This window comes from Burkholderia sp. Bp9090 (assembly GCF_003857985.1).
Classification (GTDB): Bacteria; Pseudomonadota; Gammaproteobacteria; order Burkholderiales; family Burkholderiaceae; genus Burkholderia.
Genome location: NZ_QTPV01000006.1, coordinates 34067 through 61004, shown reverse-complemented (window position 1 = coordinate 61004; position 26938 = coordinate 34067). Strand labels below are relative to the sequence as shown.

Genomic DNA, 26938 nt, shown 5'->3' with positions numbered 1-26938 from the left:
GGCGGGCCGGATCGGTCCGATCGGTGCACTGACGGGCTTCTACGTCTCTGCCTGAGCGGGCGCAGCTCCGCGGTCGCCAGCGCGCAGGCCCGCAACCATCTCGTTCAGCCAGTTCACGACAAGCGCGGTATAGGCACGTTGGCTGGGATCATCCGATAGTCCATGGTCCGCACCGTCGATGATCCGGTACGTGAGCGAATGGGCTTGCAAAAACGCCTGCAGATAGCTGGCGATCACGGTATGCGGCACGATCTCGTCGTGTTCCGATTCGACGAGCAGCACATCGCCTCGAAAGCGGGCCGCCGCACGCAACGCCCGATTTTCCGACGCTGGCACGGTGCGTTTGCGATACGCGACGAGATCATGTTCGACATGCAAGGCGCGCTTCGGCGTGTTCCATCCTTCGTCGAGGTAAAGCGCTGGTACGCGCAGACCCAGCCAGCGCACTGGGCGCAGTTCCGTCAGGATGGCTGCGAGATAGCCTCCGTAGCTGCTGCCGATCACTGCAACCGCATCGCGATCGATCAATGGATGTGCAACGAGCGTATCGTAGGCGGCCAGCAGATCCTGCAGGTTGGTTTCCCGGGTCACGTTTTGTTGTTCGTCCTGCGTACGCCCATGTCCCGTCAGATCGAAGGTCAGGCAAACGCAGCCGAATGCCGATGCCTGCCGGGCGCGCTCGAGATACTGTTCCTGATTGCCGCCCCAGCCGTGCACGAAAAGAATGCCCGGCACCGTTGTCTTCGGAGCGAGCAGGGTCCCGTCCAGGTAACCGTTCTCGACCTTGATCCGCACGCCATAACGCTCCGCTGTCATATGCCGTTGCTCCCTTGCAAGGTATTACGATCCACCGTGTAGTACTTCGTGATGGCTCCCGCTTGCGGATCGACGCCTCGATAGATGACGCAGGCGCCATCAGGCACCTGCACATCGCCTCCGTAAATCTCACGCGTCGACGCACGCACCGCATGCACCCGAGGATCTGCCCTGAACATTCGCAACGCGCCAAGCTCGGCGCCCGTTGCGCCGCCGATCCGCCACGACTGCTCGAGTACCCCGCAACGGCGCACGCCTTGTGCATCGATGCCCCAGGCGACGTCGTAGTTGCGTCTCGATGCAAAAAAACCGGCGTAGTCATTTTGCACGGCGGCATCGAATGCACGCGCCTTGATGATCGCCTCCTGGACATCGCTCATGACATCGAGCTGCATAAGCAGGTCGAAGCTCCCATGCACGGCGACCAGGTCGGTGCCGCCATAGACGTGGTGGCCATGGTTATTGACTGTTAGATGCTGCACGCCATAGTAGCTCGCGACCAGATCGTCGAGCGTCACCTGACCGACGCTCAGCGTCTCAATGCTATCCAACTGCCTTTCGACGACGATGCCTTCGGCTCGCAGCGCCGCGTCACCAAGCGCATCGAGTTCTGCTTCCAGTTCGTCCATGTCGGCGACGACTGACTGTCCTGCTCCTCCGACCCCATAAGGGCGCTTGATCCGTACGCCGCCCTCCTGCCAAAGGATGCGCGCCGCGTTGCAGGCATCGACCCGCGAAAACGCCGCGTAGCCCGGCAGCACCAGCGAACCAATGTGCTCGCCGAATACGCGTGACCAGCCCGGCGGCGAGGCCTGCGCGTCATCAGGCAGCGCATGTGCGATCAGCTTCGTCGCGACAAACGCAAACGGCACGACGCCGCCGAACAGATAGCGCTCGGATCGCACGCCAAGCTTGCGCGCTTGCGCCAACGTCAGCGTATCGTCGGGGACCAGATATCGATGCGCGGGGTACGCATGCTTTTCATCGAACTCGCCCGCCAGTTCCGTGCCCTTGAGCTCAGCGATCTGTCGGGCGAGCGCCCAGAGCGTGCCGACGTCGTGGCCGGATGGAACGGATTTGCGTTGCCCACGATAGACGAGGACGACGGGCAGCGCCGGTGTCGCAGGAGATGAACGCATCTTCAAGTTGTCCTCCCCGCGTCGTGGCGCAATGATTGGGGATTCGTTGCTATGCGAGGGCATCATCGGTCGATGCCGATCCTTGCGTAGAGCAAGGCTTGTGCCTTTGTCTATCCGACAATCGTTTGTCTGCGCGGGGCGGCGAGTCGAGCGTGCTGTAGCTCTGTCGCTCTACTGGAAAATTGGTCCGATCGTTGGCGGAAGATGAATGTGATTGATCTTCCAAATGGCTACTGTAGAGCCGAGCGACCGCAGTCCGGTCTGGACAACTCCATCGCACCAGGCGTCCAGCCCATCTCGATCGAACGGCCGCTTTGTAGAAAGCCGGCCGTCCGCTTAGGGTCTGTACCGGTCATGACACGCCATCTACGCAGCGACCCTCATCCCATCGAACGACGACGTGCATCTAGTTCGCCCGCCCGTCGAATTGTGTGGCGAACCGTGTCATCGCATCACCGAGACGACTGGCATTTTCGATATCGAGCACCGCTTCGCCGCATGCCGGGCAGAAGTCGCCCGTTATACCTCGAACGACCGTGGACACACGCTGAAACGCATACGGAATATCGCGTGTGTCGCGAATCAGTTCGGCTTCACCGCAGGCGGGACATTTCATGTTCGTGATCTCCTCGACCACTCGATCACGCACATTACCCGATGACTCGCGGCGGCGTCGACGCCTCCGCCAGCTGAAACAGGCAATCGCCGCGCTGCACCTGCGCGGGCACGCGCTTGCACACCACTTCGCCGTCGCCCTTGAAGCGGTGCAGCACCGGTTCGCGCAGCGGCGTATCGGGGAAGTGCACCCACGCGGCCGGCTGGCCGGCCTTCACCTGGTCGCCGAGTTCGACGAGCGGTTCGTACAGCCCGCGTTCGTACGCGTAGACGAAGTGGCGATCGCCGTCGACGCGCAGGAAGCGCGTGACGGTCGGCGGCGCGTCGGGCACGAGCGCGCCGTGCAGCAGGCCGATGTAGCCGAGATAGTGCAGCAGCCCGTGACGGCCGAGCCGGATCAGCGACGGATCGGCCATCCCCGCACCGCCGAGTTCGGTCACGATCGAGATCGCGCCCTGCCGGCGCGCGGCCGAGGCCGAATGCACCGGGTTCGGCGCGTGCAGCAGCGCGTTCGGCAAGCCGAACGCGACGAGCAGCCCATTGAGCTTCGCCGCTTCGTCGTCGTCGAGCGGGTCGATCGCGAGCATGTTGCCGCCCTGGTACAGCAGCGAACTGCCGCCCGAATGCAGGTCGACCAGATACTGCGCGCGCGACAGCAGCGCATGCTCGATGTAGTGGGCGATCATCTGCGTCGGCGTGCCGGTCGGGTTGCCGGGAAAGCTGCGGTTCAGGTTGCCTTCGTCGAGCGGCGACACGCGCAGGCCCGCGTCGGCCGCGGGGAAATTGGCCATCGGCAGCAGGATCAGCTGCCCGGTGACGCTCTCCGGGTCGATCTCGCGCATCAGCTGCGACACGATGATCTGGCCTTCGTATTCGTCACCGTGGTTGCCGGCCATCACGAGCGCGACCGGGCCGTCGCCGTTGCGGATCGACGCGATCGGGATCGGCAGCCAACCATACGCGGAGCGATGCACGGAATGCGGCAGGCGCAGATAGCCCGCATGCTTGCCTTGCGCATCGAGATCGATTTCGCAGTGGATGGGATTTCGGTGTGAGGAGGAGGCGGTCATGGCGACATCGTTCGGAGAACGGGAATCCGCCATCTTATCGGGAAACGACCGCCGCGCGGCGAGCGGTGCGGCCGAGGTCGAGCGCCGTCAGGCGGCCCGCGCGCGAACGCGCGGCAAGCGCAACCAGAGCAGCCGCGCGCGATGTTGCAGCGCTGAAACGCACGCCGGCGTGCGGGCCGGCCGCCTGCACACGCCGTGTGGTGCGCCAGCCCCTTGCCGCGACGGCGGCCGGCGCGCGAGCGCGTCAGCGGCCCGATGTTTCAGCCTCGATACGGCCTTCTTCCCACAGCGTCCAGAAACGGCTGCCGGCGCGATACGGATTCGCGCGCCGCGCCGCATGGTCGGTGACGCCCTGGCGAAACGCGCCGTACAGCGTCAGCGGCGGATTGGCGACGCACGCGGCTTCACGCGCTGCGGGCATGCGGCGCTCGGAAACGAGCCGCCGGATCAGCGAGGCACCGTCGATCACGTCCAGTTGATCGATCGTTTCCGCGCGGCTGAGAACTTCGACGGTATTCATGAGTGGCCTCCCTGACATCCTGTTTCCCGGTCAAGGAGCAATAAGAGTGCCAGCCATCAAATGCCGCGCGCCGTCGCGATCGTGCGGGCTTCTGCAGCGAACGCTACGCGCGGCGCGCGCCGATGTTACGGAACACGTCACGTGACACGGGCGGCCGCGGCGGAACACCTGCGCGCACGCGTCGTACCACGCAAGGCGTTTCCGGAATGAATCGCGGGAAGCGAACGGGCAAGCTGGACAGCGCGGCGGCCGCTGGCGGGAACGAGCGCGCTCAGCTCGCGGTCGCGGGCGTCACGCGGCTGCTTCCGGCCGAATAGAAGCGGTAGATCCCCTTGCCGGCCGACTTCGCGTCGTACAGCGCGCTGTCGGCCTGCCGGATCAGTTCGTCGGGTGAGCCGTGCCCGTCGTCGAGCGCGATGCCGATGCTGATCCCGAAGACGACGGTCTCGCCGATCGACAGCGTGTACGGCGCCGAGATCTGCCGGATGATCCGCGCGGCGAGGACCGAGCACGCCTGCATGGTGGTTGCGTCGAGCGCGACGATGAACTCGTCGCCGCCTACCCGCGCCGCCAGTTCGCCGGGCGGCAGCGTCTTGCCGAGCCGCTCGGCGACCTGCATGAGCACTTCGTCACCGGCCTGGTGGCCGAAGCGGTCGTTGATCGCCTTGAAGCCGTCGAGGTCGAGATACATGACGGCGAGCGCGGGGCTCGGCACGTGCGGCAGGTGCGGCCGGTGCGCGAGCATCCGTTTGAGTTGCGCATGCAACTCGTGGCGGTTCGGCAATCCCGTCAGCGCGTCGTGCCGCGCGAGGTGCCGGATATGCTGCTCGGTCTGGCGGCGCGCGGTGACGTCCTCGACGATGATCACCGCGTTGCCGTCCGGCACGCGGTGGCGCGTGAGTTCGAGCTGGCGGCCGTCGGCGAGCGCGATGTCGAGCGGCTCCGGTTCGTCATGGTTCAGCCAGAGGTCGCATTGCACGGCGAGACTGGCGCCGTCGGGATCGGTGAGCGCGTTCGCGCCGAGCGCCGCGACGACGTCGGGCAGCGGCGTGTCCAGCATGATCTCGCGCGGCGAGCCGAACAGCTGCGCGGTGCGGCGGTTCGCGACGATCACGCGGCTTTCGCCGTCGATCATGCACAGGCCGTGCGGCATGTAGGTGAGGGCGGCGTCGAAGCGCGCGACGAGCTCGGCGTTGCGCTGGCGTGCGGCGATCAGCGCGACCAGCACGCGGTAATGGCGTTCGACGACCGTACGCATGGCCGCGAGATAGATCACGAGCGGCGGCAGCAGCAGCCATGCGCCGGGCCGCTGGACCAGCAGCGCGCCGACGCCGATCGGCACGACGCCGAGCGTGACCTGCGTCATCGCGAGCCGCGGCAGCGCCGAATTGCGCGACGCGATCCCGCCGAACACGCCGCCCGCGACCATCACGGCCAGCGTGCCGAGCTCGACGTCGGGCGCATCCACGCAGCCCATCACGCCGAGGCCGAGCACGAAGCACGCGGCGAGCGACACGGGCGCATAGCGCCGGGCCCAGTATTCGGCGCGATCGTCGCCGGCGGCACGACGTACCGCATACGCACGTGCGATCGCGAGCCGCGCGGCGAGCAGGCCGACGTCGACGACGAGCCACACGAAACACCAGAGTTGTTGCAGCCGGATCAGCGCGATCGCCGCGACGAACGCGCTGGCGAAGCCGGACAGCGCCATCGGACGCACGTCCTCGAACAGCGTGACGAGCATCGACGGGCGCAGCGCGGCCGTCACGTAGTGATCGCCGCAGGGGGGCGTGGCGAGAACGGCGTTCAGGAGGCGTGCCTTGACTGCCATGGCTATTTTGACCTCGACACGATGCGGTGCACCGCCGGCCGCCCCGCCCGGCACGGGATGGCCGGCGAACCGGATGCGCACGACATTAACATGAAACATCGGCCGCGCGTGCCGTGCGGGGACGTCGGCGCGTCGTCGTCAACTTCGTTCGCGCGCATCTTGCGGATTCGCCGATGCGCAGGCAGGATCGTTGCCGACGGAACGATCTCGGGCAGCCGCGCGCGGACCGGTTTCAGCCCGCGCCGCACGCGGGCCGCCGATGGCGCACGATCGGCCGGCAGCCACCGATGCGGCCGGCGCGACACCGCGCAGTCGCACGCGTGTGCCGCCCGCGACCGCGCGCCGCAGCTCGTCCGAATCCCGTTATAAGAAATCCAATAAGCAATTCATGCGAGAAATACTATAGGCGATATATCAAAAACAATGCCAGAATGCGCGCCGCTCCGAACGCCGCGACACCCGATCGCCGTCCGAGCCGCATCAGGAGGTTCCCCCCAATGAAAAACCACGGCCTGTCACGGCGGGGTTTTCTGAAAGCCAGCGTGCTGGCGGGCGTCGCGGTCTACGTCGCGCCCATCGGCAGCCGCGCGTTCGCGGCGCTCTTCGAAGAAAAACTCCTCACTCCCGTCAAATGGGATAGCGTCACCGGCATCCCCCAATTCCGCATCGACGGCATCGCGAAGGTCACGGGCTCGAAAGTGTTCGCCCGCGACGTGCGCGCGGCCGACATGCCGCACTGGCCGCAGCAGCAGTCGCACGCGCTGATCCTGCGCGTCACGCAGGCCGACCGCACCTACGAGGGCTTCGACCTGTCGCTGCTCGGCGACGAGCTGAAGCCGGACCGCGTGGTCACGGCCGACGATCTCGCGCGCGACGGCGTCGCGTTCCCGACGTTCTACGGCGACGACATGCTGTTGCCCGCCGGCAAGACGCCCGCGTATCTCGGCCATGCGGTCGCGATCCTGATCTACCACGACTTCGCGCGCTTCCGCTTCGCGAAGAACGCGCTCAAGTTCCGCGACGACGTGATCCGCTACGGCGCGGTCACGGGCCCGCTCGAGCGCGATCCGTGGGGTACCTTCCGCTACGTGCGGGTGGGCGGCAAGACGGCCTACGACGACGATGTCTATTCGAGCCTGAAGGATGCGCCGATCTTCCCGAGCATGATGCGCAAGCACCTGCCGGTCTGGCCGGACGGCAAGGAGCACGGCAAGCTCGACGAGCAGGGGATGTTTCTCGCCGGCCAGATCGCCGCGGAACTCGACCATCCGTCGGCCGACTGGCTCGTGTTCGACCGCGAGTACAACACGCAGTCGGTCGACACCGCCGCGCTCGAACCCGACAACGCGAACTGCTGGTACGACGCCGCGACGCAGTCGCTGCACCTCGTCGTGCCGACCCAGTCGCCGCTCGAAGTGTCGGAGAACGCGGCCGCGATGGTCGCGAAATGCCGCTTCCCGGTGAAGAAGCTGTTCGTGCATCCGTGCTACACGGTCGGCTACGGCTCGAAGGATCACTTCAACGTGCCGTTCTACGGGCTCGTCTGCGCGCTGTACGCGGACGGCCGCCCCGTGCGGTTCGCGAACGACCGCTACGAGCAGTTCCAGACGTCGCTGAAGCGTCACGCGTTCAGGATGCGTTACCGGATCGCGGTCGACCGCAACACGGGCCTGCTGCAATCGTTCAAGGGCGACTTCGAGGCGAACGGCGGCGGGCGCTCGAATTTCTCGCCGTCGGTGGCGATGGTCGGCGCGACGGCCGCGCAATCGATCTACTACTTCCCGAAGAGCGACCTCGCGGCGGTCGCGATCGCGTCGCGTGCGATCGATGCCGGCTCCGCCCGCGGCTACGGCACGCTGCAGAGCATGGCCGCGACCGAGATGGCCGTCGACGAGATCGCCGCGCAACTGAACCTCGACCCGATCGAATTCCGCCTGCGCAACGCGCTGCGTTCGGGGATGAAGAACACCCAGGGCGCGATTCCCGCCGGCGCGCTGCGCGTCGACGAAGTGCTGGAGCGCGCGAGGCAGCATCCGCTGTGGACGCGTCGCGCGGCGCGCAAGGCCGAATTCGAGGCCGCGAACCCGGGCAAGCGCTACGGTGTCGGCTTCGCGTGCGTGCAGAAGGACTTCGGCACGGGCGCCGAGGCATCGTTCGCGAAGGTCGAATTCGACGAGAACGGCAAGGTGTCGCTGCAACACACGGCTGCCGAGATCGGCACCGGGATGTCGACGTCGCAGGCCGTCGCGGTCGCGAAGTGGCTCGGCCGCCCGGCGACCGAGGTGCGCGTCGCGGTGACCGAATGGCCCGACCTGCCGGTCGAGACGAACGGCGATCCGTACCTGATGTCGCAGGCCGACCAGGATCGGCTGAGCGCGAATCCGCGCTGGTCGCCGGGCTATGCGTCGCCGTCGAGCGCGACCAACTCCGCGTACTACTTCACGCACAGCACGCGCGAAGCCGCGCGCGCGGTGTTCCGCTACGGGCTGTGGCCGGCCGCGATGTCGATCTGGACGCGCGGCCTCGGCGGCGGCCAGGCCGCGCCGTACACGATCCGCATCGAGGACGCGCGCTGGGTCGACGGCAAGCTGAGCGCCGACGGCCTCGAGCCGCTGACGTTCGAGCAGCTCGCGAAGCAGGCGCATGCGCTCGGCCTGCCGACCGGCGCCGTCGTGCACGTGTTCAACCGCTGGCAATGGACCGACGCCGAGTTCGACGTGGGCGGCGCGGTCGAGCGTCTGCCGATCGACGGGTTGTCGCTGCGTGTCGGCGCGCCGAAGACGGGCGCCGACGGCCCGCTGCCCGGCACCGTCGCGCCGGCCGGCGCGACCGCGCTGCGCGGCACGCTGGCGCCGACCGCGAACGGCTATCGCGTGCTGGACCGCAAGCGCGTGTTCATCCCGCCGACGAGCCGCAACAACGCGGCCGTCACGTACTACACGGCGGTCGGCACGCTCGTCGAGCTGGCCGTGCACGAAGCGACCGGCAAGGTCGAGCTGCTCACGCATCACTCGATCATGGAGTGCGGCAACCAGATCTCGCCGCAGCTCGTGTCGGGCCAGCTGCAGGGCGGCCTCGCGATGGGTATCGGCCATGCGCTGCACGAGTACCTGCCGCTCTACGAAGACGGCCCGGGCAACGGCACGTGGAACTTCAACCGTTATCAGCTGCCGCGCGCGACCGACGTCGCCGTGTGGTCGCAGACGGGCGACATCCTGCCGCCGCTGTCCGAGACCGATCCGCCGAAGGGTGTCGCCGAAGTGGTGATGATCCCCGTCGTCGGCGCGATCGTGAACGGCATCGCGCACGCGATCGGCCATCGTTTCACCGACTTGCCGGTGACCCCGCAAAAGATTCAGGAGGTGCTCGCATGACGACCGCCCAAACCGCCGCGTCGGCCGCGAGCGCCAGCGCGGCCGTGCCGAACGCGGCTTCGGCCGCGCCGGCATCCGCATCCGCTGCGGTGCCGGCTGCATCGGCTGTATCCGCCGCAGCTCCGGCCGCCGTCGAGCGTCCGCTCGTGCGCTTTCAGCTGAAGCCGCTGTCATTGAAGATCAACGGCAAGTCCGTCGGCCCGATGCAGGTGCCCGAGGGGCTGATGATGATCGAGTTCCTGCACGAGTACGCGGGCCTCACCGGTTCGCGGCTCGGCTGCGGGCAGGGCATCTGCCACGCATGCGTCGTGATCGTCGACAAGCCGGACGGCACCAGCGAGGAAATGCGCACCTGCATCACCGGCGCGCACTTCTTCCACGGCCGTTCGATCCGCACGATCGAAGGCCACGCGAAGCGCAACGAAGCCGGCGAAGTGGTGGAACTGTCGCCGATCCAGCAGAAGTTCCTCGAGCACTTCAGCTTCCAGTGCGGCTACTGCACGCCGGGTTTCGTCAACGCGGCGACGGTGCTGATCGAGCGGCTGACGCGCGAGCCGGTCGCGAAGGCCGACGTCGAGCGCACGATCACCGACGCGCTGAACGCGCACCTCTGCCGCTGCACGGGTTACGTCCGCTACTACCAGGCCGTGAAGGACGTGATCCTGACGACGCCGGGACTCGTGAAGGACGCCGCATGAAACGCACATTCGCCCATCGTGCCGCGCGGGCCGCGGGCCTGCCCGCGCTCGCGGCCGCCTGCGCGCTGCTGCTCGCCGCCTGCGGCGGCCACGACGCCCCGGCCGCGAACGCGGCTTCCGGCGCGCCCGGCGCCGACCCGGTCGCGCGCGGCCGTTATCTCGTCAAGGCCGCCGACTGCGCGGCGTGCCACACCGCGAAGGACGGCGCGCCGTTCGCCGGCGGAGCGCCGCTCGAGTCGCCGTTCGGCACGTTCTACGGTTCGAACATCACGCCCGACAAGGATCACGGGATCGGCAGCTGGAGCGCGGACGACTTCTACGCCGCGCTGCACGACGGCAAGGCTCCGGCCAAGCGACTGTATCCGTCGATGCCGTACACGTCGTACCGGCAGCTCACGCGCGCCGACAGCGACGCGATGTACGCGTACCTGAGGACCGTGAAGCCGGTCGCGCAGGAGAACCGCGCGCACGCACTCAAGTTCCCGTACAACCTGCGCTTCGGCATGGTGTTCTGGGACATGGTGTTCCTGAAGGACAGCCTGCCCGACGCGTCGCGCGGCCAGTCCGCCGACTGGCAGCGCGGCCGCTACCTCGCGGGCGCGCTCGGCCACTGCGCGGAATGCCACACGCCGCGTGCGTTCACGGGCCAGCTCGACGGCGCGAAGCCGTTCGCGGGCGCGGCGCTCGGCCGCGTGGCCGCACCGGACATCACGCCGGCCGGCCTCGCCGCGCGCGGCTGGACGGGCACCGACCTGCAGACGTTCTTCGGCGTCGGCATCGCGCCGCAAGGCTCGGCGTTCGGCGAAATGTATCCGGTCGTGCACCTGAGCACGCAGTACCTGGCGAAGGACGACCTGCGCGCGCTGTCCGTGTACCTGCTCGGCGATACGCCGCCGGCACCGCAGCCGGTGAAGCCGGTGTCGGCCGACGCCGCGCAGCTCGCGGCCGGCCGCTCGGTGTATCTCGCGGTGTGCGCGGGCTGCCACGGCTTCAACGGCGAAGGCAAGCCGCACGTGGCGGTGCCGATGAACGGCAATTCGACGCTGCGCCAGGGCGACGCGCGCAACCTGCTGGTCGCGATGCTCGACGGCGTCGACGAGCAGAAGTTTGCCGGCTACGAAAACCTGCAGCCGATGCCGGGTTTCGCGCACACGCTGAGCGACGACGAACTCGCGCAGCTCGCGAACTACCTGCGTGCGACATGGGGCGGACAGCCCGCAAGCGTCACGCCGGCCGACGTGAAGGCCATGCGTTGAGCCGTCGAGCGGCAGGGCGGGGCGTCGCGCGCAACGCAGCCGGTTCCCGGCCGTGTTCCCGCGCGATGCCTCGCCCGATTCCGGGAGGCGGTGTTTCAGTAGCCTCCGCCGCCTCCGCCGCCACTACCCCCTCCGTTGCCGCCCGCGCCGCCGTAGCGGCTCATGCCGGATCCTTGCGACATCCCGCCGCCCGACGACGTACATCCCGCCGACAGCACCAGCATCAGCGCCGCGACGAGCGCCGCGGCCAATCTTGCCGATTTCATTTCACTCTCCTTGGACCGCGCAGGCCGCGCGGCAGGGCGGTTCGCGTGAACCGGCGACCGCGCGATGACGAAACGTCTCCGTCAGGCGGTTTATTCCATGTTTTTTGGGTATCAGTGCGTCGCGGCATATAGCGACACGAATCGGCGCGCGGGGCGCACGCGCTCACACGAGCACGAGCACGAGCACGAGCACGAGCACGCAGCCGGGGCGCCCCGGCGATTCGTCGCATGACAGGTAACGGGGGACGGGGCCGGAATGTCGCCGTCGCGGCGGCATCCGGTCAACGATAGACGAGATCGGCGCGGCGGTTCTGCGCCCATGAATCTTCGTCGTGGCCGAGCGCGACCGGCTTTTCCTTGCCGAGGCTGACCGCTTCGAGTTGCGTGGCCTGCACGCCCAGCGTTTCGAGCGCGCCCATCACGGCTTGCGACCGGCGTTGGCCGAGCGCGAGGTTGTATTCGGACGTCCCGCGTTCGTCGGTGTTGCCCTGGATCAGCACGCGGCGCGACGGATGGCTGCGCAGGTAGTCGGCGTGCGCCTGCAGCAGCGTCTGGTATTCCGGCTTCACGGAGTACTGGTCGAAATCGAAGTAGACGCTGCGCTTCGCGAGCGGGCTGTTTGGGTTGTCGAGATCGTCGGCCGCCACCGTGGCGACCGCTTCGCTCGATGGCGCCGGCGCCATCTCGGCATTCTCGGGCGTTTTCGCCGCGTGGTGGCAACCCGCCAGCAGCGCGAACGCCGCAATGACCGCGAATCGGTTCGTTTTGCTCATCGTGCGTCTCCTGCGGTTGACTGCATGGAAAGCGTGGTGGGGCGATCTGCCGCGTCACGCATGCGGCGAGACGACATGAAAGCGCCGGCTTCCGTGCGCGATGCGCTTTCGTAAGCCGGCGACGTGCCGGATGAAAGATTGTCTCGGCCGGACGCCGACGCACGGCGCCGCTGCAACAAGATTAGGAAAAATGTCACAGTGTGACCAGTTTCTCCGTCTTTTTCGCGCGGAAACGACGCAGGACGCATTCTTGCTTGCGCGAACGCGCGCAGCATGCGCCGCGCATGCGTGATGCGCCTTTCCGGTGCGGGCGTATCGCGCGTCGCCGGCGCACTCAGAACTTGTGCCGCAGCCCGAGCGCGACCACGACCTGGTTGCTGTTGGCCGAAGGCGTCATGGTCCAGACGGTCGCGTTGAACGCGGGGTTGCCGTTGCCGCCGCTCACGCTTTGATAGACGGCTTCGAGATACGCGTCCGTGCGTTTCGAGAATGCGTAGTCCGCCTGCGTGACCACCTGGTTCCATTTCGGGCGCGTCTGGCCCGTGCGCGTGTCGAAACGGCCCATCGTGTACGTGTACGCGGCGGCCACGCTGAACGCCGGCGTGACGAAGTAGCGGCCGTCGACCGTGAAGTTGTCGAACACGAGCGATTCACCCTTCAGCGGGGTGATGCCGCTGCCCTGGAGTACGCCGCTCACGCCGTCGGTGGCCGAGTGCGACCATGAGGCACCGACCGAATGCGGGCCGAACGCATAACGGCCGGCCAGGGCCCAGATCTGCTGGTTGCCGCCCGTGATCGTCGCGGAGCCGTCGAGCGTGCTCAGTGCGCCGTCCGGATTCGGCGCGTTGCGGTCGCGGCTGATCTTCAGGTAACCGGCGCCGAGCTTCAGCGGCCCGTTCGCATACCCGAGCCCCGCGCTCCATACGGCGTTGTTCGAGAACGCGCCGGCCGTGTTCGAGAATCCGAACATCGCGCCGAGCGTCAGCCCGCGATACGTCGGGCTCGTGTACTTCACCGCATGGTTGATGCGCAGGTTGCGGTTCGAGTCGTCGTTGTCGTACGGATGCACCGCGAGGTTGCCGCCCCAGCCGGGGCCCGACGCGCCGAGCGGCGTCACGAAATCGAGGATCAGGTCGTACTGGCGGCCGAACGTGAGCGTGCCGGCCGTCCGCGAGCTCAGGCCGAGCCACGCCTGACGGCCGAACAGGTCGACGCCTTTCTGCGACAGCTTGCCGGTCGTGCCCGAGAAGCCATTCTCGAGCGTGAAGACCGCTGCCGTCCCGCCGCCGAGATCCTCGCGGCCGCGCAGCCCCCAGCGCGACGCGTTCAACGCACCGCTCGTCATTGCGACGCTGCCGCTGCCCGGCGAACCGGCGCCTTGCGTACGCTGGTTGGTCGAATAGGTGATCGACGTATCGATCAGGCCGTACAGCGTCACGCTGCTCTGTGCTCGCGCGGCGCAGGGAATCAGGAAGCCGGCCGCACAGGCGGCAATCACGCTCAGCGGGAGCGCACCGGTACGACGGCCGCGGCGGGCGGCAAGCGGCGCGGCGACGCGTGCGCCGGCGGGCTTGGTTGTTTTATAGGAATGCATATGACTTTTTTCGCTGGTCTCCGGCCCGATCGCCGGTGGGTCGTATCGGCGCGCGGGCCGACGGATCGAGTGGGCATTATTGGAGAACGTGCGACCGGCGATTAAGGCGCTGCACAGGAAAGGTCCTCTGCGGGATCGCGTGGAATCGCGGGGTTTCGACGCGGGGTGTTTCGGTCGAATCTGCGCGAAATACGGCCGTCTCGCGTGCGGAACGATTCGGCAGCGCCGGGGCGGTTCAGCGTGAGCGTCGGCGCGTTCAGGAGCAGGCGGCGGAGCGCGGCGGGGTGGGGATGCGTCGCGAAAGGTCGTGAGTCGCCGGTCGGCGGCATCGTGTATTTCTGACCCGATGCGCGGCAACCAGCAAAATTTTCCGCCCGAAGCGCCAAGGACCGAATCGCGGCATCGGGTTGATTGCGTTCGTAGCGCGGGTCTTCCCGCGCTGCCGCAACCGGCCCGGCGACTACGTAATGCGCGGCTTTTTCACGTGCGCCCGTTCGGCACAATGGACCATTGCGCGTGGCCCGCCTGCCGCTGTGCCGGCACGTCACGCATGCCGCGGGAGAACGGACATGGTGTTGATGGCTGTGGGCGGGGGCGGACCGGTGAACGTGCCGCAGCCGCAGGATGACAACGATCCGGCACCGACGAACGGGGCCGGCAGCACCCCGCCGGCGCAGACGCCGGAACAGCAGGCCCTCGCGGCCGCCCAGGCCGAGACGCAGCGCCTGCTGCAGCTCGCGCAGGCCGAAATGGCGACGCTCAAGCGCCTGCACGACCAGGGCGCGTCGCAGGCCGATCTCGACAACCAGGTGAAGAAGGCCGAAGCGGCATGGGGCTCGGTGCAGGCGGCCGTCGAGAACCAGATGCGCGTCGCGGCCGACGGCGGCGGCGACGCGAACAAGGCGATCGCGGGCGTGGCCTCGGATCTGCGCAATGCGACGCCGAACGATCCGGTGCTCGGCTCGGTGCTCGACGATGCGCAAAAGGCGGTGTCGGCCGAATCGGCGCCCGAGCGGGCGACCAACGTGAAGGCGTTCCAGTTCGCGCTGGCGATGCAGAAGGACCAGGCCGCGAACGCCGACGTGAAGCAGTACGACGCGCTGCCGGGCGGAATCCGGCGCGCCGATCCCGACACCGGCGTGCAACTGCGCCAGGCGGCCGGCACGGCCGACACGAATGCCAACAACGCGTACACGGCCCTCACCACCGCGTTGCGCCACGAGTACAGCACGTCGGCCGCGACGCTGCGCCTGAACGACGCGAAGGCCGATTACGCGGCGTGGCAGAAGGAGCCGGGCGGATTGCGCCGTGCCGACGAGGCCGACGTCACGCAGGCGCTGGCACAGGCGCAGAGCCAGTACGACAAGGTCGTGACGGGCGGCGACGACACCGCACTGACCTACGTGACGGCCGACGAGCAGAAGCAGGTCGTCGCGTCGGTGAAGCAGAATCACGACGGCATGTGGTACACCGGCCTCGTCGACGCGCTGGGCGAGGAAAGCCAGCTCAAGCGCACGATCGCGACGATCAATCCCGACGATCCGTCGCTGTCGCCGCAGATGAAGCAACTCGCGCAATCCGATCCGGTCACGTTTGCGCTGTTGCAGGACACCGGTGTGACCGTCGATCCGAACGATCCGAAGCTGTCGCCGCAGGAGAAGGCGCTCGCGCAGCAGAATCCGCTCGCGGAAGCGTTCGTCAAGCTGACGGGCATTCCGGTGAGCACCGACGGCAAGAGCGACGCGGACGCGAAGGCGCTGAACGCGCAGATCGACCAGGCGGGCGGCGTGTTCGCGTACGCGATGGCGCAGGCGCAGGCGGACAAGAACAATCCCGGTTACCAGAAGATCCAGACGCTGCTTGCGGCGGCGCCCGAGGTGCGGCTGCAGTACACGAAGCAGCAGGTCGCGCAGCTGATGCAGGGCCCGGGCAGCAATCCCGGCGCGGCGCTCCAGGTGCTGAAGACCAACATGGACGCGTCGTTCTCGCTCGACGAGCGCCAGACGCTGTGGACCCAGGCCGGCCAGCCGCATTTCGACGCGAAGTTCATCCATTCGCAGATCGATCCGCTGATGCAGAAGCCCGATGCGGATGCAACGGATCAGGCGAGCATGCGTGCGCGTTACGACGACACGATGAACGCCGACAAGGCCGGCAAGTGGATGCAGGACATCCTGAACAATGCGCCGCCCGAGTTCGCGGGCGTCGTGCTCGATACCGTCGAGCACGATTTCGGCAACAAGTGGATGCAGACGAACACGGGCACGCCGCAGCCGTACGGGCAAGGCACCGAGTTCTACAAGGGGCTCAGCAAGGCGGTCGGGCTGGCGGACCAGCAACCGACCGCGAGCGGCGTGCCCGTGCGGCGCGAGGACGACGTCGCGAACTGGCTGCTTAACGACAAGGGCAACGCGAAGACGCTGATCTACACGCTGCGCGGCAGCAACACCGGCTACGGTTTCGACACGGTGCGCGAGGCGCTGTCGTCGGGTGTCGATCCGGCGCTGTCGAAGGCGCTGCTGTCGAAGATGCAGAACGACGACCGGTTCCAGGCGGGCTTCGCGAACGACTTCCAGCTGCGTTACGACCAGGGCACCAAGAGTGCGCAGAACAAGCAGAACAAGGACGCCGCCAACGCCAGCTACAAGCTGTTCCAGGCCGATCCGGACAAGCAGCTGAAGGCGTATTTCGACGACTTCCAGAAGAACTTCGACGACAAGTCCTACACGTTCGCCACCGGCTCCGACCAGATGACGAACTTCGTCGGCGCGGGGCTCGGAATCCAGCCGGACGACCCAGCCGCGACGCCGACCGACCGCAACGACGTGCCGTCGATGGCGATGCTCGAGCAGTTGATCGTCGGCAACGGGCAGTTGCAGAACGGGGTGGCGGTCAACAGTCGGTCGCTGTACGCGAGGAATTCGGCGGCGACGCAGATGATCCAGACCGTCGTCGACCAGATCCGCAAGGTCGGCGGCGACCACGCGGTCGTGTCGCTGGTGCCGATCTACTACGTGTCGAAGGGGACCGGTACCGCGCCGAGCGCATTGTTCAAGGTGCAGGTCGCGAACCATCCGGACCAGTTCAAGCTGATCGACGATCGCGGCTGGAAGTACGACACCGTCGACGACTACCAGCACAACAACGCGCTGTCGGACGACGGCAAGCTGTACGTGCCGAAGAGCCTGACGAACGGCGCGGCGTCCGGCGGTTACGCGCAATACGAATCGATCGACGCACACAAGACGGAGTGGTACCAGCACGTCGAACACTATCTCGAGATCGGCACGGGGATTCTCGCCGCGGCCGGCGGTGTCGTGCTGGTCGCGAGCGGCATCGGTGCGCCGGTCGGCGGCCTGATGCTCGGCGCCGCGTGGACCGCGGTCGGCGCCGGGATGGCGGTCGGCGTGCCGGCCGCGATCGGCGACCTGAACAATCTGAGCGAGCACGGGCAGTCGATCGGCTTCGGCAATGCGCAGGCGCGCGGCGACTGGATCAGCCTGATCGGCAGCGGCGCGGGCATCGCGGGCGGCGGGCTCGGCGTCGCGGCGAAGTCGCTCGCGGAGGCGTCGTCGCTGCTGCGCACGACGGGCCAGGTCTCGGACATGGTCACGCTGGCATCGCGCGGCGAGGGCGTGACGGCCGACGTGGCCGGTCTCGGCCGTTTCGCGCAGGAAGCCGACGCGTTCCAGTCGGTCGCGCAGACGACGGGCCGCACGGCCGGCGTGCTCAACGTCACGGGCGGCGCGATCGGCGGCTATCAGATGGTCGACCAGGGCGTGTCGCTCGTGAAGAACTGGGACGCGATGTCCGATTCCGATCGCGCGCAGCAGTTGCTGAACCTCGGGATCGGCGTCGCGCAGATGGGCCTCGGCTCGCATACGCTGATGGAACGGCCGATTCGGGCGATCACGAAGACGCCGGCCCCGCCGGCGACGCAGCGGCCGATCACGATCGACGTGGCGAACGCGATGTTCGCCAACGGGCTGGCGAACCAGCGCCTCGCGGTCGGCGAGATCGGCAACCCGTGGCAGCACGCCGAGGAACAGGCGGCCAGCTTCGGCGAGCCCGTCGGCGACGGCGAGCCGGTGTCGCCGGCGGAAGGCGGGCTGCGGTCGCGCTTCACCGCGTGGCTGCGCGCGCGCCGCACGCAGGGCACGCCGGACGACGGCGACGCGATCCTGCTGCGGCTCGCGCCCGATGCCGAAGGGATCGACGGCGAAGCGACGCCGGCCGTTGCCGCCGCGATCGCGGGCGATGATGCGACGCCGGCCGGGGCCGGCACGCCGGCCACGGCGGGACGCCCCGCGTCGTGGCCCATTCCCGCGCATGTGGCGGCCGATCCGGACGCGCTGGCCGGCGTGGTCGGGTCGATTCTCGACAGCGGCAACCGCCTCGAGGACGTCGAATACTACGTGTACGCGCTGGAGGACGGCGAAGGGAACGTGCGCAAGCCGGACGAAGACGGACTCCCCTCGACCGAACGCGGCGACCTGGGAGACGACATCCGGGCGGCGAACGCGGACGCGCGGCGCGCGGCGGCCGGGGACGATCCGGTGAAGCTCGCGGCCGCCGCCTCCAGCGAGGACGGCACGATCGGCGTCACGCGTTACGCGTCGTTCCACGACGCGATGATGGTCGCCCGCGGCGGCGTGGCGGCGGGCCGCTACCAGGTCGCGCTGGTCGACCACGGCGCGCTCGCCGCGGACGGGACGGTGCCGCCCGAAGCGGTGGTCGCCCGGGTCGGGCTCAACGACGCCGGCGACGCGCTGATGCTGTCGATGAACGACGCGTACGATCGCACGCTGCGCGTGATGTACCCGCGCGGGTTCGATCCCGCCAAGCCGCTGATCCGCAGCGAGGACGGCCGGCGTGTCGACGTGATCAACGCGCCGCCCGGCATGGACGAAACGCAATGGGGCGCGTATCCGCGCCGCGAAGCCGACCTCGCGATCTATTCGAACCATCCGGACCAGCCCGAGAACCGGCTGCCGGCGGGCGAGCGGCCATTGATGCCGGTGCCGCCCGGCTACTTCGCGGTGTACGCGCATGCGTGGTCCGACGCGTTCGCGAGCGCGACCGGCAAGCCGATGAGCGCGGAAGACCTGGCCGAGCTGGTGCGCCAGAGCGGCTGGGACGGCAAATCGCCGGTGATCCTCTATGCATGCGGCGCGGGTACGCGGGTGAGCCCGCTCGCGCAACTGCTCGCGAACGTGCTGGGGGTGGACGTGTACGGCGCAAGCGGCTTCGTCGCGTGGCGTTCGCCGCGCTATCGCAGCGACGGCAGCCCGGACTCCGGCTATACGACCGGCATCGTGGTGGAGCCCGGCGCCCCCAGCCTCGCGGGGAAGCCGGACCATTCGGTGCAGCATGCGCCGCGCACCTACCGCTTCTCGCCCGCGCTGGCGGTCATCGACCAGGGCGCGCACGCGGTCGACTGGAGCACCGTGGCGCCGCGCCCGGTGTCGAATCGCTGGGGCGGCAGCGGCGCGGCGGGCGACGCGCGCGTGCCGCTCGGTGTCTACGTCTGGCGCGTGCTGACGAATCGCGGCGGCGCGGTCATCAATCCGCGCAGCCGCAGCCCGGCGAGCGCGCTCGAGATGACCCACGCGCTGGAGGAACTGGCGTGGAAAGGCTATACGCCGGGCACGCCGATCGCGCTGGAGGGGCCGCACAGCGGCGCCGATCCCGAATTGCTGCAGGAATTCGCGGACCTGATCCAGGCGCCGGTGTTCGGCCGGCTCGGCGACGACGACGCGGCCGGCTGGCGGCGCGCGATCCCCGATCCGGGCCGCCGGCTCGCGCGCTTCCAGATCGAACCCGACGTGAACGGCAAGTTCTCGCCCGGCCGCGCGCAGCCGGTTCGCGTCAATCCGCTGGAATTGCGGCCGGTGCCGGGCTCGAATGTCGTGAACCTGCTGGGCCACGCGACCGCGCGGCAGTTCCTGAAGGTGTCGGGCTTCGACATCGCCGAATCGCATGGCACGAAGCCGCGCGACGTGAGCTGGGACAGCGCGATCGCCATCACGAAAGACGGCAACACGATGTCGCCCAGGGAATTCGCGCGCAGCCTGCTCGAGGATCCGGCCTACACGGAAGGCAACGGCGTGCTGCTGACCGGCTGCTATCTCGGCTCCGGCGGCTACCCGTTCGCGCAGGAGCTCGCGTATGAACTTCAGGTGCCCGTGATCGCTTCGATCGCGTCCAATTCGATACGCGGCACCGGTGCGCTGGAACTGCACCCGAACAGCGACGACATCGTCGTGCCGGCGCACGATCCGGATGTGTCGACGCGGCTCTACCTGCATGTCCCGGAGGCGCCTGACGCGAGCGAACCGCCGCTGGTGTTCGCCCGGCGCGGCGAACCCGTGCCGGGCACGGTGGCGCACGGGTACGACGGCGCGCCGGTCGAACCGGTGCGCCCGATCGACGCGCAGATCGATCCGGACGCCGACAGCGGGCCGCGCGGCAACACCGGCACGCCGGGCGATGCCGCGCGGCCGGGCGCGACGGCACATGGGCCGGCCCAGCCGCAGCTCCCGGCGCATCCGCGTCTCGCACCAGAGCCGGATGCGGGCGAGCCGCCCGTCGACGAGCCGGTTCCGGTCGTCGACGTCGCGCCGGGGCAGATTTTCACGGCGGACGAGTGGGCCGCGCGCACCGAGCAGGCCGCCGAGGCCGAAGCCGACGACGGCCTGTCGGGGATTCCGCAGAAGACGTACCGGAACAACAGCCGCGTCTATACGGACCGCGCGATCGCCAACGACGGCGTGATGACGACGACGATTCGCGGCGAGTCGGTACTGCAACCGGGCTTCGACGACGTGACCGGCGTCGACGCGACGCAGCACCCCGAATTCCTGCGTCCGGCCGACACGCTTTTGATGCCGGCCGGCGACCCGCTGCATCCGGTCGGCGCGCGCGGGCTGATGTCGCCGCCGGGCCATCACGTCGTGTTCGGACACGGCATGTCGGCCGATGCGATGCTCGGCCCGGACGGACGGCCGGTGACGCCGGACGAGGTGGCCGAGTGTGTCGCGCCGCAGCTCGAGGCGGGGCAGGACGTGACGCTGTATTCCTGTTTCGGCGGGTCGGACAAGCACGATCCGTTGCGCGTCGCGCCGGGCCAGGTGCGGGCCGCGAGCGGGACGTTCGCGGCCGCGCTCGCGCAGCGCCTGTCCGAACTCACCGGGCGGCCGACGTCGGTCTGGGCGCCGCAGGACATCCTGCTCGTCAAGCCGGACGGCTCGGCCACCGTGCGCGTGACGCGCCGGACCGGCGAGGTCGACAGCGATCGCCTGCCGATGCAGCGCTTCGTCGGCGATCCCGCGCGGGCAGGCCGCCCGGCACTGCCCGCCGGACCGGACGCGGAACCGGCGCCGAGCGCCGCGCATACGGCGCCGCCGCCACGGGCCGAGCGGCCGGCGCGTCCGACGGTGCCGCGCGTGCCCGATCCGACGTTCGCCGATCCCGGCTACGACTTCACGCCGATTCCGGACGGCACGTTCGAATCGGTCACGCTCGACCATCCGTTCCGCAGCGCGCTGGCCGACCGGCCGGGCGTGATCGGCGATGCCGCGCGCGTGACGCAGGCCGGCGGCACCGTGAGCCAGCACTGGCCGAGCTATTTCCTCGACGGCCCCGAGCCGACCCGCGTGATCGACGACGTGATGCAGGCGTTCGACGCGGCCGGCCTGACGAACCTGCGCGTCGAATTCGTGACGGGCGACGACAGCATCGTGCTGGGCAGCGGCACCGATTTCGGCGCGCTCGATCCCGAGGCGGGCTGGTTCCGGTTCAGCGGCACGGTGCCGGACGCCGCGGCGTCGGCAGCGCACGCGACGGGCCGCACGGCCGCCGAAGCGCGGCGCGCGTTGCCGGAAGGCGTGACGACGGTCGCGCACGACGATCTCGGGCAGGCGCTCGATGCGGCGCAAGCCGGGCCGCGCAATCACGCGTACGTGCCGGCCGATGCGCTGCCGGACGACACCGCGTTCGCGCAGGGCGACCTGACGCCGGCGGAACGCGTCGCGGCCAGCGCCACCGCGCACCTGGCCGCGGTCGAGGCCGCCGCACCGGCCGACGTCGTGCTGCTGTCGGCGCTCGGCCACGATCCGGCGAGTGCGCTGCGCATCACCACGCCCGACGGCGGCTCGCTGTTCAAGCCGGCCGGCGTCGACATGTACGTCGTGCGCACCCGCGATGCGGCGACGGGCGACGTGTCGTACCGGCTCGTCGGCGTCGATCGTTCCGGCTTGCCGGAAGGCTATGCGGCCGTGCATGCCGGCGGGACGCGCGCGCTCGGCGCGGTCGACGGCAACCCGACCTGGCCGAGGTTCGGCCACGCTGGGCCGGCCGGCCGTCTGGCGAGCCCGGCCGGCGACCCGGCAAGCAACCCGTCCGCCGCGGCGACGCCGGCCACTGTTTCCGGTCATTCAGCCGCCCCGGCCGCGCCGCAGGGTGCCGCAGCGGTCGAGGCGGAACATCAGGCGCGCGCCGCCGACTGGCTCGACACCCTCGGCCGCCGCACGCTCACGCGTGTCGACGGCCGGCATGCGCCCACGCTGGACGGACTCGCCCGGCAGCTCGGCTCCAACGCGCATGTGCTGATCACCGCGCATCACACGCCGCCCGACGGCGCCGCGGCCTACACGCCGCCGGCCTTCGTCGCGGTGCTCGAGACCGACGCGAACGGCGCGCTCGGCCCGGTGCGGATGCTGAACGGCAAGCGCATGCCGCCCGCGCTCACCAAGGCGCTGGAAAATGCCAACAGCGGCGGCCGACGCGCACGCGGGAAGTTCGATTTCCATGTGTCGCCGGTCGCGCATGACGAACTGGTGGCGTTCGGCGGCCCGTCGAAGATCGAGACGCCGGACGGCAAGACGTCGTGGGACGTGACGGCGTCGGGCCATGCGATCGAGACGACGCTCGCGGGCGACGTGTCGAAGCTGCAGGACGCGCCGGTCTTCAAGCGGCCGCGCCAGGCCGTGCGCGCGGTCTCCGGCGCGCAGCGCTGGATTCACGTGGTCGACGACGAGACGGGCAAGGTGCTCGGCCATGCGGAACGCAACACGAATCACGAGTGGAAATATTTCGAAAAGGCGTCGCTCGGCGATACGGAGATCCCCGAGCAGGATCTGCGCACGGTGTTCCGGCGCCGCCGCCGCGGCGGCATTCCGGTCGGCCGGTCGCCGCGCCGCGGGATCCGCTTCGTCGTCAGCGACGTGGCGCCGGCCACCGTCGACCGCATCGGCGGGTTCCGGCCGGCGAAGGCAGCGCCGGCCGTCGAGAAGAAACCGATCCGCTCGGCCGGCGACCTGTTCCAGTCGATCGTGCCGGTGCGCCGGCCGCTGGCGCGCGCGGAGCAGGGCGACGACGCGAACGCCGCTCCGCTGGCGCCGGTCGATCCGCATCTGTTGCCGTCGGACAAGTCCGCGCTCAACGCGGTCGACTTCAGCGGCAACAGCGTGTCGCACCTGCTGACCGCGATCCGCAACGGCGCGCTGGACGGCGGCCGCCACGTGATCTACGTGTTCAGGACGGACGGCGCGGTGGCCGAGGCGCTCGGCGATCCACTCGGCGTGATCGCCGAGCGCGATGGCGAGATGCGCTGGTTCGACAAGATCCCGCAGGTCAGCAACAAGAATCATCCGGGCGTGCCGCTCGACGCCATGCCGATCGGCAACGATCGCTTCGGCACGGACGTGCATTTCCTGCTCACGCAACTGTCGCCGCGCGATTTCCTGACCAGCGCGCGGCCGACGCGCGTCGCCGCGCTCGAAGCGCGCGCGAAGGCGCTGCACGATCAATGGAAGGCGGCGGAAGCGCGCGGCCTGCACTCGGCGCCGTTCCGCGCGCTCGCGGCGCGCACGCGGCACGGCTACAACGAGGTGCTCGCCGACTTGCGGCGCCTGGGGAGCAAGGGCACCGCGCCCGAGCCGCTGTCGATCGAGCCGTACCAGCCGGGGCTGTCGTCGGCGACCTCCGTCGAGTTCAGCCTGCGCCACGGCGCGGCGAAGCCCGAGCAGTATTTCGCGACGCACCAGCAGATCGAGGCGTACAACAAGCAGGCACAGCGGCCCGGCGACGTGAACCTCGTGCTGAAGGGCGAGCCGCAGGCCGTGATGGTCGACGTCGGCATGTGGCGCACGCTGCTCAACAAGCTGTACGTCGCGCGCGACGTGTCGACGTCCGCATCGCGGTTCCTGCCGGTGCCGGGCAAGCTGCGCGCGCGGACGCGCAACCTGGGCGCGGCGACCGTCGCCGACAAGCGGATCCGGCAGATCTTCACGCGCTCGAGTGAAGCGTTGCAGGATCGCATGGTGCCGATGGCGCGCTCGTTCTCGCTGAGCGACGATCCGGCGTTGATGGGCGCGCTGGTCGAGCGGTACGGTGGCGTGATGCCGGTCGCCACGCTCGTGATCGATCCGCATTCGCTCGCGGCGGTGCTCGGCAAGGCGCACGATCCGGATTTCCTGCGCGCGGTGCGCGCGCTCGGCGACCAGAAGCGCGCCGTGTTCGACGGCGAGAACGGGATGATCCATCCGGCCCCGGGCTCCGACGGGAAGGCGCTCGCGCTCGACGATCTCGCGCATCTGCATCGCTGGCTCGACGAGGCCGCACGCACCGGTTTCGCGATCCGGCTCGAGACGGCGCCGTCGCGCGCGCTCGTGTCCGGCGCCGACTACCGGTTCCAGTCGGGCACCAACGACACGTATCACGATTACGTGCGTGTGATGACCGCCCTCGAACGCTGGTCGAACGCGCATCCCGACACGAAGGCGCCGAACGTGATGGTCACGTTCCACGGCTGGGACGCGGTGCCGGAATCGGTGCCGGGCGGCGGACACGAGAAGCTGCTGCGCGCGGTGCTCGAGCGCAAGGGGCTCGAATGGGTGCACATGGGGCTGTCGTACGGCACCCACGGCGCGGACTTCATCGGCAACCAGGATCTCACCGGCGCGCTCGCCAAGCTGATCGTGGAGAACCGCAACCGGCCCGGGATCATCGATCGCCTGCATGGCGCCGATGCGCTCACGCGCGTGTTCGAGCGGGTCGACCGGCAGACGCTGGCGAACCAGCATCAGCTGCTGTTCGCGGAAGTCGAGCGGCTCGGTGCCGCGGACGGCATGACGCCCGCGGACATCGCCGCGCTGCGCCAGAAGCTCTACGAAGGCAACACGACCGTCTGGCTGAACCAGGCGCGCAAGGCGACGATCGAGCATGCGATGCCGCTGTGGGATGCCGACGGCAACCCGCCGCGCACCGGGACGGACGAGGGCGCACGCAGGTTCGGCGGCCGCTGGCTGGCCGACTACGGCGCCGGCGTGCCCGACCGGGTGACCACCGGCAAGCGGCCGGCCGCCGCCGACCCGCTCGACCACTGGCGCGCGGTCGTGCACGATCCGGCGCTGATCAACGACGGCACCAAGCCGATCGGCACGAGCCGCCGGGAAGCGGCGCAGCTCGCGAAGGTCGACATTCCCGACGCGAAGCGCGCGCAGGCGGAACTGCATGCGCTGCGGGTGCACGACGAACCGATCGGCGAGAACACGCCGCCGCCATCGTCCAGGCGGATCGCCGGCGACATCGCGGCGGCCACCGTGACCGGCGGCGCCGGCGCGGGCGTGCTCGTCGCGGTCGGCCGGGAGTCGGTGCGCACCGCGACGAACTCGCTGTATGCGGGCCTGCGGGTCGGGCGCGTGTTCCAGGCGCTGCATCACGGCGCGGTCGCCAGCCTGAAGAACGGCGATCCGCGCGTGTTCGATCGCGTCGTCGACCGGCTCGTGCGCGGGCTGCAAGCACAACTGAAGGCGAACGGCTTCGACGTGGACGCACGCGGCGCGCAGCTGGAGCAGATCGCGCACGAAGGCAAGGCGATGGCCGCCCAGCTGCGCGCGCTGAACGACGACGGGATGCTGTCGTTCGACGATACCGTCGCGCATACGAAGGTGATCGCCGCCGACATGCTCGCGCAGATGCAGGGCGTGGTCGGCGGGACGTCGCTGAAGCTGCTGCATCACGGCAGCCCGCGCCATTCGGTCGGCCGCGTCGGTCGCGTGCTGGCGCTCGGCGGCTACGGCGGTTCGATCACGATGAATGCGTTCAGGGCGATCACGCACGGCGACCTGCTGGCCGGCGGACAGGCGATCGGCGGCGCGTTCAGCGCCGTCTATACCGGCATCGTTTACAAGGGCAGCCTGCGCGGCGTGAATGCCGAGAACCGCAGCCAGCTGGCGCGGATCGCGAGCGCGACCGGCGACTACCTGACCTCGGCGGTCGGCATCGCAACCGGCGTGCATACCGCGCTGACCGTGGATCCGGTGACCGGCACGCTGACCGCGATGTCCGGCGCGCTGCTCGGCGCCGGGCGGCTGCATTCGCATTTCCCGAACGCGACGCCGTGGATGGAGCGCTTGCCGACCGGCATCGCGCTGGCGCCCGTGGCGATCTTCGGGGTCATGCAGGGGATCAGCCTGTACACGTCGGCAACCGCGTCGGACGATCAGCACAAGGCGCCGGGTTCGTCACCGAAACCGTCGGGTTCGAGTGCCGGGGCGCCGACGCCGGGCGCGTCGTTTGCGCCGTCGCCCGGCACGACGAGCGCACCGGTGCAGCCGAATGCGTCGGCAACACCGTCGGGATCGGCGACGGCATCGGCGTCGGCGAGCGCGCAGCCGTCGGGTACGCCATCGCAACCGGCGCAGCCTTCGACGGGTTCACCGAGCCCCGCGCCCACGCCGCTGACGGTGACCGTGGCGGCCGGCGATTCGTTGTGGACGATCGCGCAAAGTCACGAAGGATCGTTGCTTGCCGCGGCACACGTGCCGGCCGACCAGCAGCAGCGGATGTCGGACGGTCAGCGGATCGACGTCGCGCTCAACGAGATCCTGCAACTGAACCCGAACCTGGCGAGCAAGCCGGGCGAGATCGATCCGGGGCAGCTGGTCGTGGTCGGGTGACGAGGGCGGCGCGCGGAACGTGTG

General features: G+C 69.1%; 13 protein-coding genes. 4 read left to right on the top strand and 9 right to left on the bottom strand.

What is annotated here, in order from left to right:
* Positions 1-39: 39 nt before the first annotated feature.
* The 6 genes from DIE16_RS08055 to DIE16_RS08025 all read right to left on the bottom strand — a co-directional run bounded on the left by DIE16_RS08055 (position 40) and on the right by DIE16_RS08025 (position 5991).
* Positions 40-816, bottom strand: coding sequence for a S9 family peptidase (locus DIE16_RS08055; RefSeq protein ID WP_124519398.1), 777 nt, complete (start codon positions 814-816; stop codon positions 40-42).
* A complete protein-coding gene (locus tag DIE16_RS08050) occupies positions 813-1955 on the bottom strand; it encodes a DUF3182 family protein (RefSeq protein ID WP_260426908.1) in 1143 nt (380 codons plus the stop codon). Before DIE16_RS08050 ends, DIE16_RS08055 begins: the two co-directional genes overlap by 4 nt.
* A gap of 406 nt (positions 1956-2361) precedes the next feature.
* Positions 2362-2571 carry a type II toxin-antitoxin system MqsA family antitoxin gene (locus DIE16_RS08040; RefSeq protein ID WP_124484748.1) on the bottom strand — a complete coding sequence of 70 codons (210 nt, stop codon included), beginning with the start codon at positions 2569-2571 and terminating at the stop codon, positions 2362-2364.
* 34 nt (positions 2572-2605) lie between these two features.
* Positions 2606-3640: a succinylglutamate desuccinylase/aspartoacylase family protein gene (locus tag DIE16_RS08035; protein ID WP_124519401.1), complete on the bottom strand. Its 1035-nt coding sequence runs from the start codon at positions 3638-3640 to the stop codon at positions 2606-2608.
* Positions 3641-3884: 244 nt separating this feature from the next.
* Positions 3885-4160, bottom strand: coding sequence for a hypothetical protein (locus tag DIE16_RS08030; RefSeq protein WP_044844576.1), 276 nt, complete (start codon positions 4158-4160; stop codon positions 3885-3887).
* 271 nt (positions 4161-4431) lie between these two features.
* Entirely contained in the window at positions 4432-5991 is a 1560-nt protein-coding gene (locus tag DIE16_RS08025) for a sensor domain-containing diguanylate cyclase (protein WP_124522913.1), read from the bottom strand.
* A gap of 497 nt (positions 5992-6488) precedes the next feature.
* On the opposite strand from DIE16_RS08025, the gene DIE16_RS08020 reads away from it, so the two are divergent.
* Genes DIE16_RS08020 through DIE16_RS08010 form a run of 3 tightly spaced genes read left to right on the top strand, consistent with a single transcriptional unit; the run spans position 6489 to position 11319 of the window.
* Entirely contained in the window at positions 6489-9365 is a 2877-nt protein-coding gene (locus DIE16_RS08020) for a xanthine dehydrogenase family protein molybdopterin-binding subunit (RefSeq protein WP_124522915.1), read from the top strand.
* A complete protein-coding gene (locus tag DIE16_RS08015) occupies positions 9362-10063 on the top strand; it encodes a (2Fe-2S)-binding protein (protein WP_124522917.1) in 702 nt (233 codons plus the stop codon). Before DIE16_RS08020 ends, DIE16_RS08015 begins: the two co-directional genes overlap by 4 nt.
* On the top strand, positions 10060-11319 hold the full coding sequence (locus tag DIE16_RS08010) for a cytochrome c (protein ID WP_124522919.1): 1260 nt from the start codon (positions 10060-10062) through the stop codon (positions 11317-11319). The genes DIE16_RS08015 and DIE16_RS08010 overlap by 4 nt, the downstream gene beginning before the upstream one ends.
* Before the next feature lie 95 nt (positions 11320-11414).
* On the opposite strand, the gene DIE16_RS36550 is transcribed toward DIE16_RS08010, so the two are convergent.
* The 3 genes from DIE16_RS36550 to DIE16_RS08000 form a co-directional block, all read right to left on the bottom strand.
* Positions 11415-11585 carry a hypothetical protein gene (locus tag DIE16_RS36550; protein ID WP_185500360.1) on the bottom strand — a complete coding sequence of 57 codons (171 nt, stop codon included), beginning with the start codon at positions 11583-11585 and terminating at the stop codon, positions 11415-11417.
* Positions 11586-11866: 281 nt separating this feature from the next.
* Positions 11867-12358 (bottom strand): peptidoglycan-associated lipoprotein Pal, encoded by a 492-nt coding sequence (pal, locus tag DIE16_RS08005; RefSeq protein WP_124484754.1) that lies wholly within the window; start codon positions 12356-12358, stop codon positions 11867-11869.
* Positions 12359-12692: 334 nt separating this feature from the next.
* On the bottom strand, positions 12693-13952 hold the full coding sequence (locus DIE16_RS08000) for a porin (RefSeq protein WP_124519407.1): 1260 nt from the start codon (positions 13950-13952) through the stop codon (positions 12693-12695).
* Positions 13953-14521: 569 nt separating this feature from the next.
* Between DIE16_RS08000 and DIE16_RS07995 the strand changes: the two genes are divergently transcribed.
* Positions 14522-26914, top strand: coding sequence for an LWXIA domain-containing protein (locus tag DIE16_RS07995; protein ID WP_124522921.1), 12393 nt, complete (start codon positions 14522-14524; stop codon positions 26912-26914).
* Positions 26915-26938 lie beyond the last annotated feature (24 nt).

What these genes read in the sequence shown, in the direction of transcription:
- DIE16_RS08055 (WP_124519398.1), bottom strand. Translation starts at nt 816, where the DNA reads ATGACAGCGGAGCGTTATGGCGTGCGGATCAAGGTCGAGAACGGTTAC.
- pal (WP_124484754.1), bottom strand. Translation starts at nt 12,358, where the DNA reads ATGAGCAAAACGAACCGATTCGCGGTCATTGCGGCGTTCGCGCTGCTG.
- DIE16_RS08020 (WP_124522915.1), top strand. Translation starts at nt 6,489, where the DNA reads ATGAAAAACCACGGCCTGTCACGGCGGGGTTTTCTGAAAGCCAGCGTG.
- DIE16_RS08000 (WP_124519407.1), bottom strand. Translation starts at nt 13,952, where the DNA reads ATGCATTCCTATAAAACAACCAAGCCCGCCGGCGCACGCGTCGCCGCG.
- DIE16_RS08015 (WP_124522917.1), top strand. Translation starts at nt 9,362, where the DNA reads ATGACGACCGCCCAAACCGCCGCGTCGGCCGCGAGCGCCAGCGCGGCC.
- DIE16_RS08010 (WP_124522919.1), top strand. Translation starts at nt 10,060, where the DNA reads ATGAAACGCACATTCGCCCATCGTGCCGCGCGGGCCGCGGGCCTGCCC.
- DIE16_RS08025 (WP_124522913.1), bottom strand. Translation starts at nt 5,991, where the DNA reads ATGGCAGTCAAGGCACGCCTCCTGAACGCCGTTCTCGCCACGCCCCCC.
- DIE16_RS36550 (WP_185500360.1), bottom strand. Translation starts at nt 11,585, where the DNA reads ATGAAATCGGCAAGATTGGCCGCGGCGCTCGTCGCGGCGCTGATGCTG.
- DIE16_RS08050 (WP_260426908.1), bottom strand. Translation starts at nt 1,955, where the DNA reads ATGCGTTCATCTCCTGCGACACCGGCGCTGCCCGTCGTCCTCGTCTAT.
- DIE16_RS08040 (WP_124484748.1), bottom strand. Translation starts at nt 2,571, where the DNA reads ATGAAATGTCCCGCCTGCGGTGAAGCCGAACTGATTCGCGACACACGC.
- DIE16_RS07995 (WP_124522921.1), top strand. Translation starts at nt 14,522, where the DNA reads ATGGTGTTGATGGCTGTGGGCGGGGGCGGACCGGTGAACGTGCCGCAG.
- DIE16_RS08035 (WP_124519401.1), bottom strand. Translation starts at nt 3,640, where the DNA reads ATGACCGCCTCCTCCTCACACCGAAATCCCATCCACTGCGAAATCGAT.
- DIE16_RS08030 (WP_044844576.1), bottom strand. Translation starts at nt 4,160, where the DNA reads ATGAATACCGTCGAAGTTCTCAGCCGCGCGGAAACGATCGATCAACTG.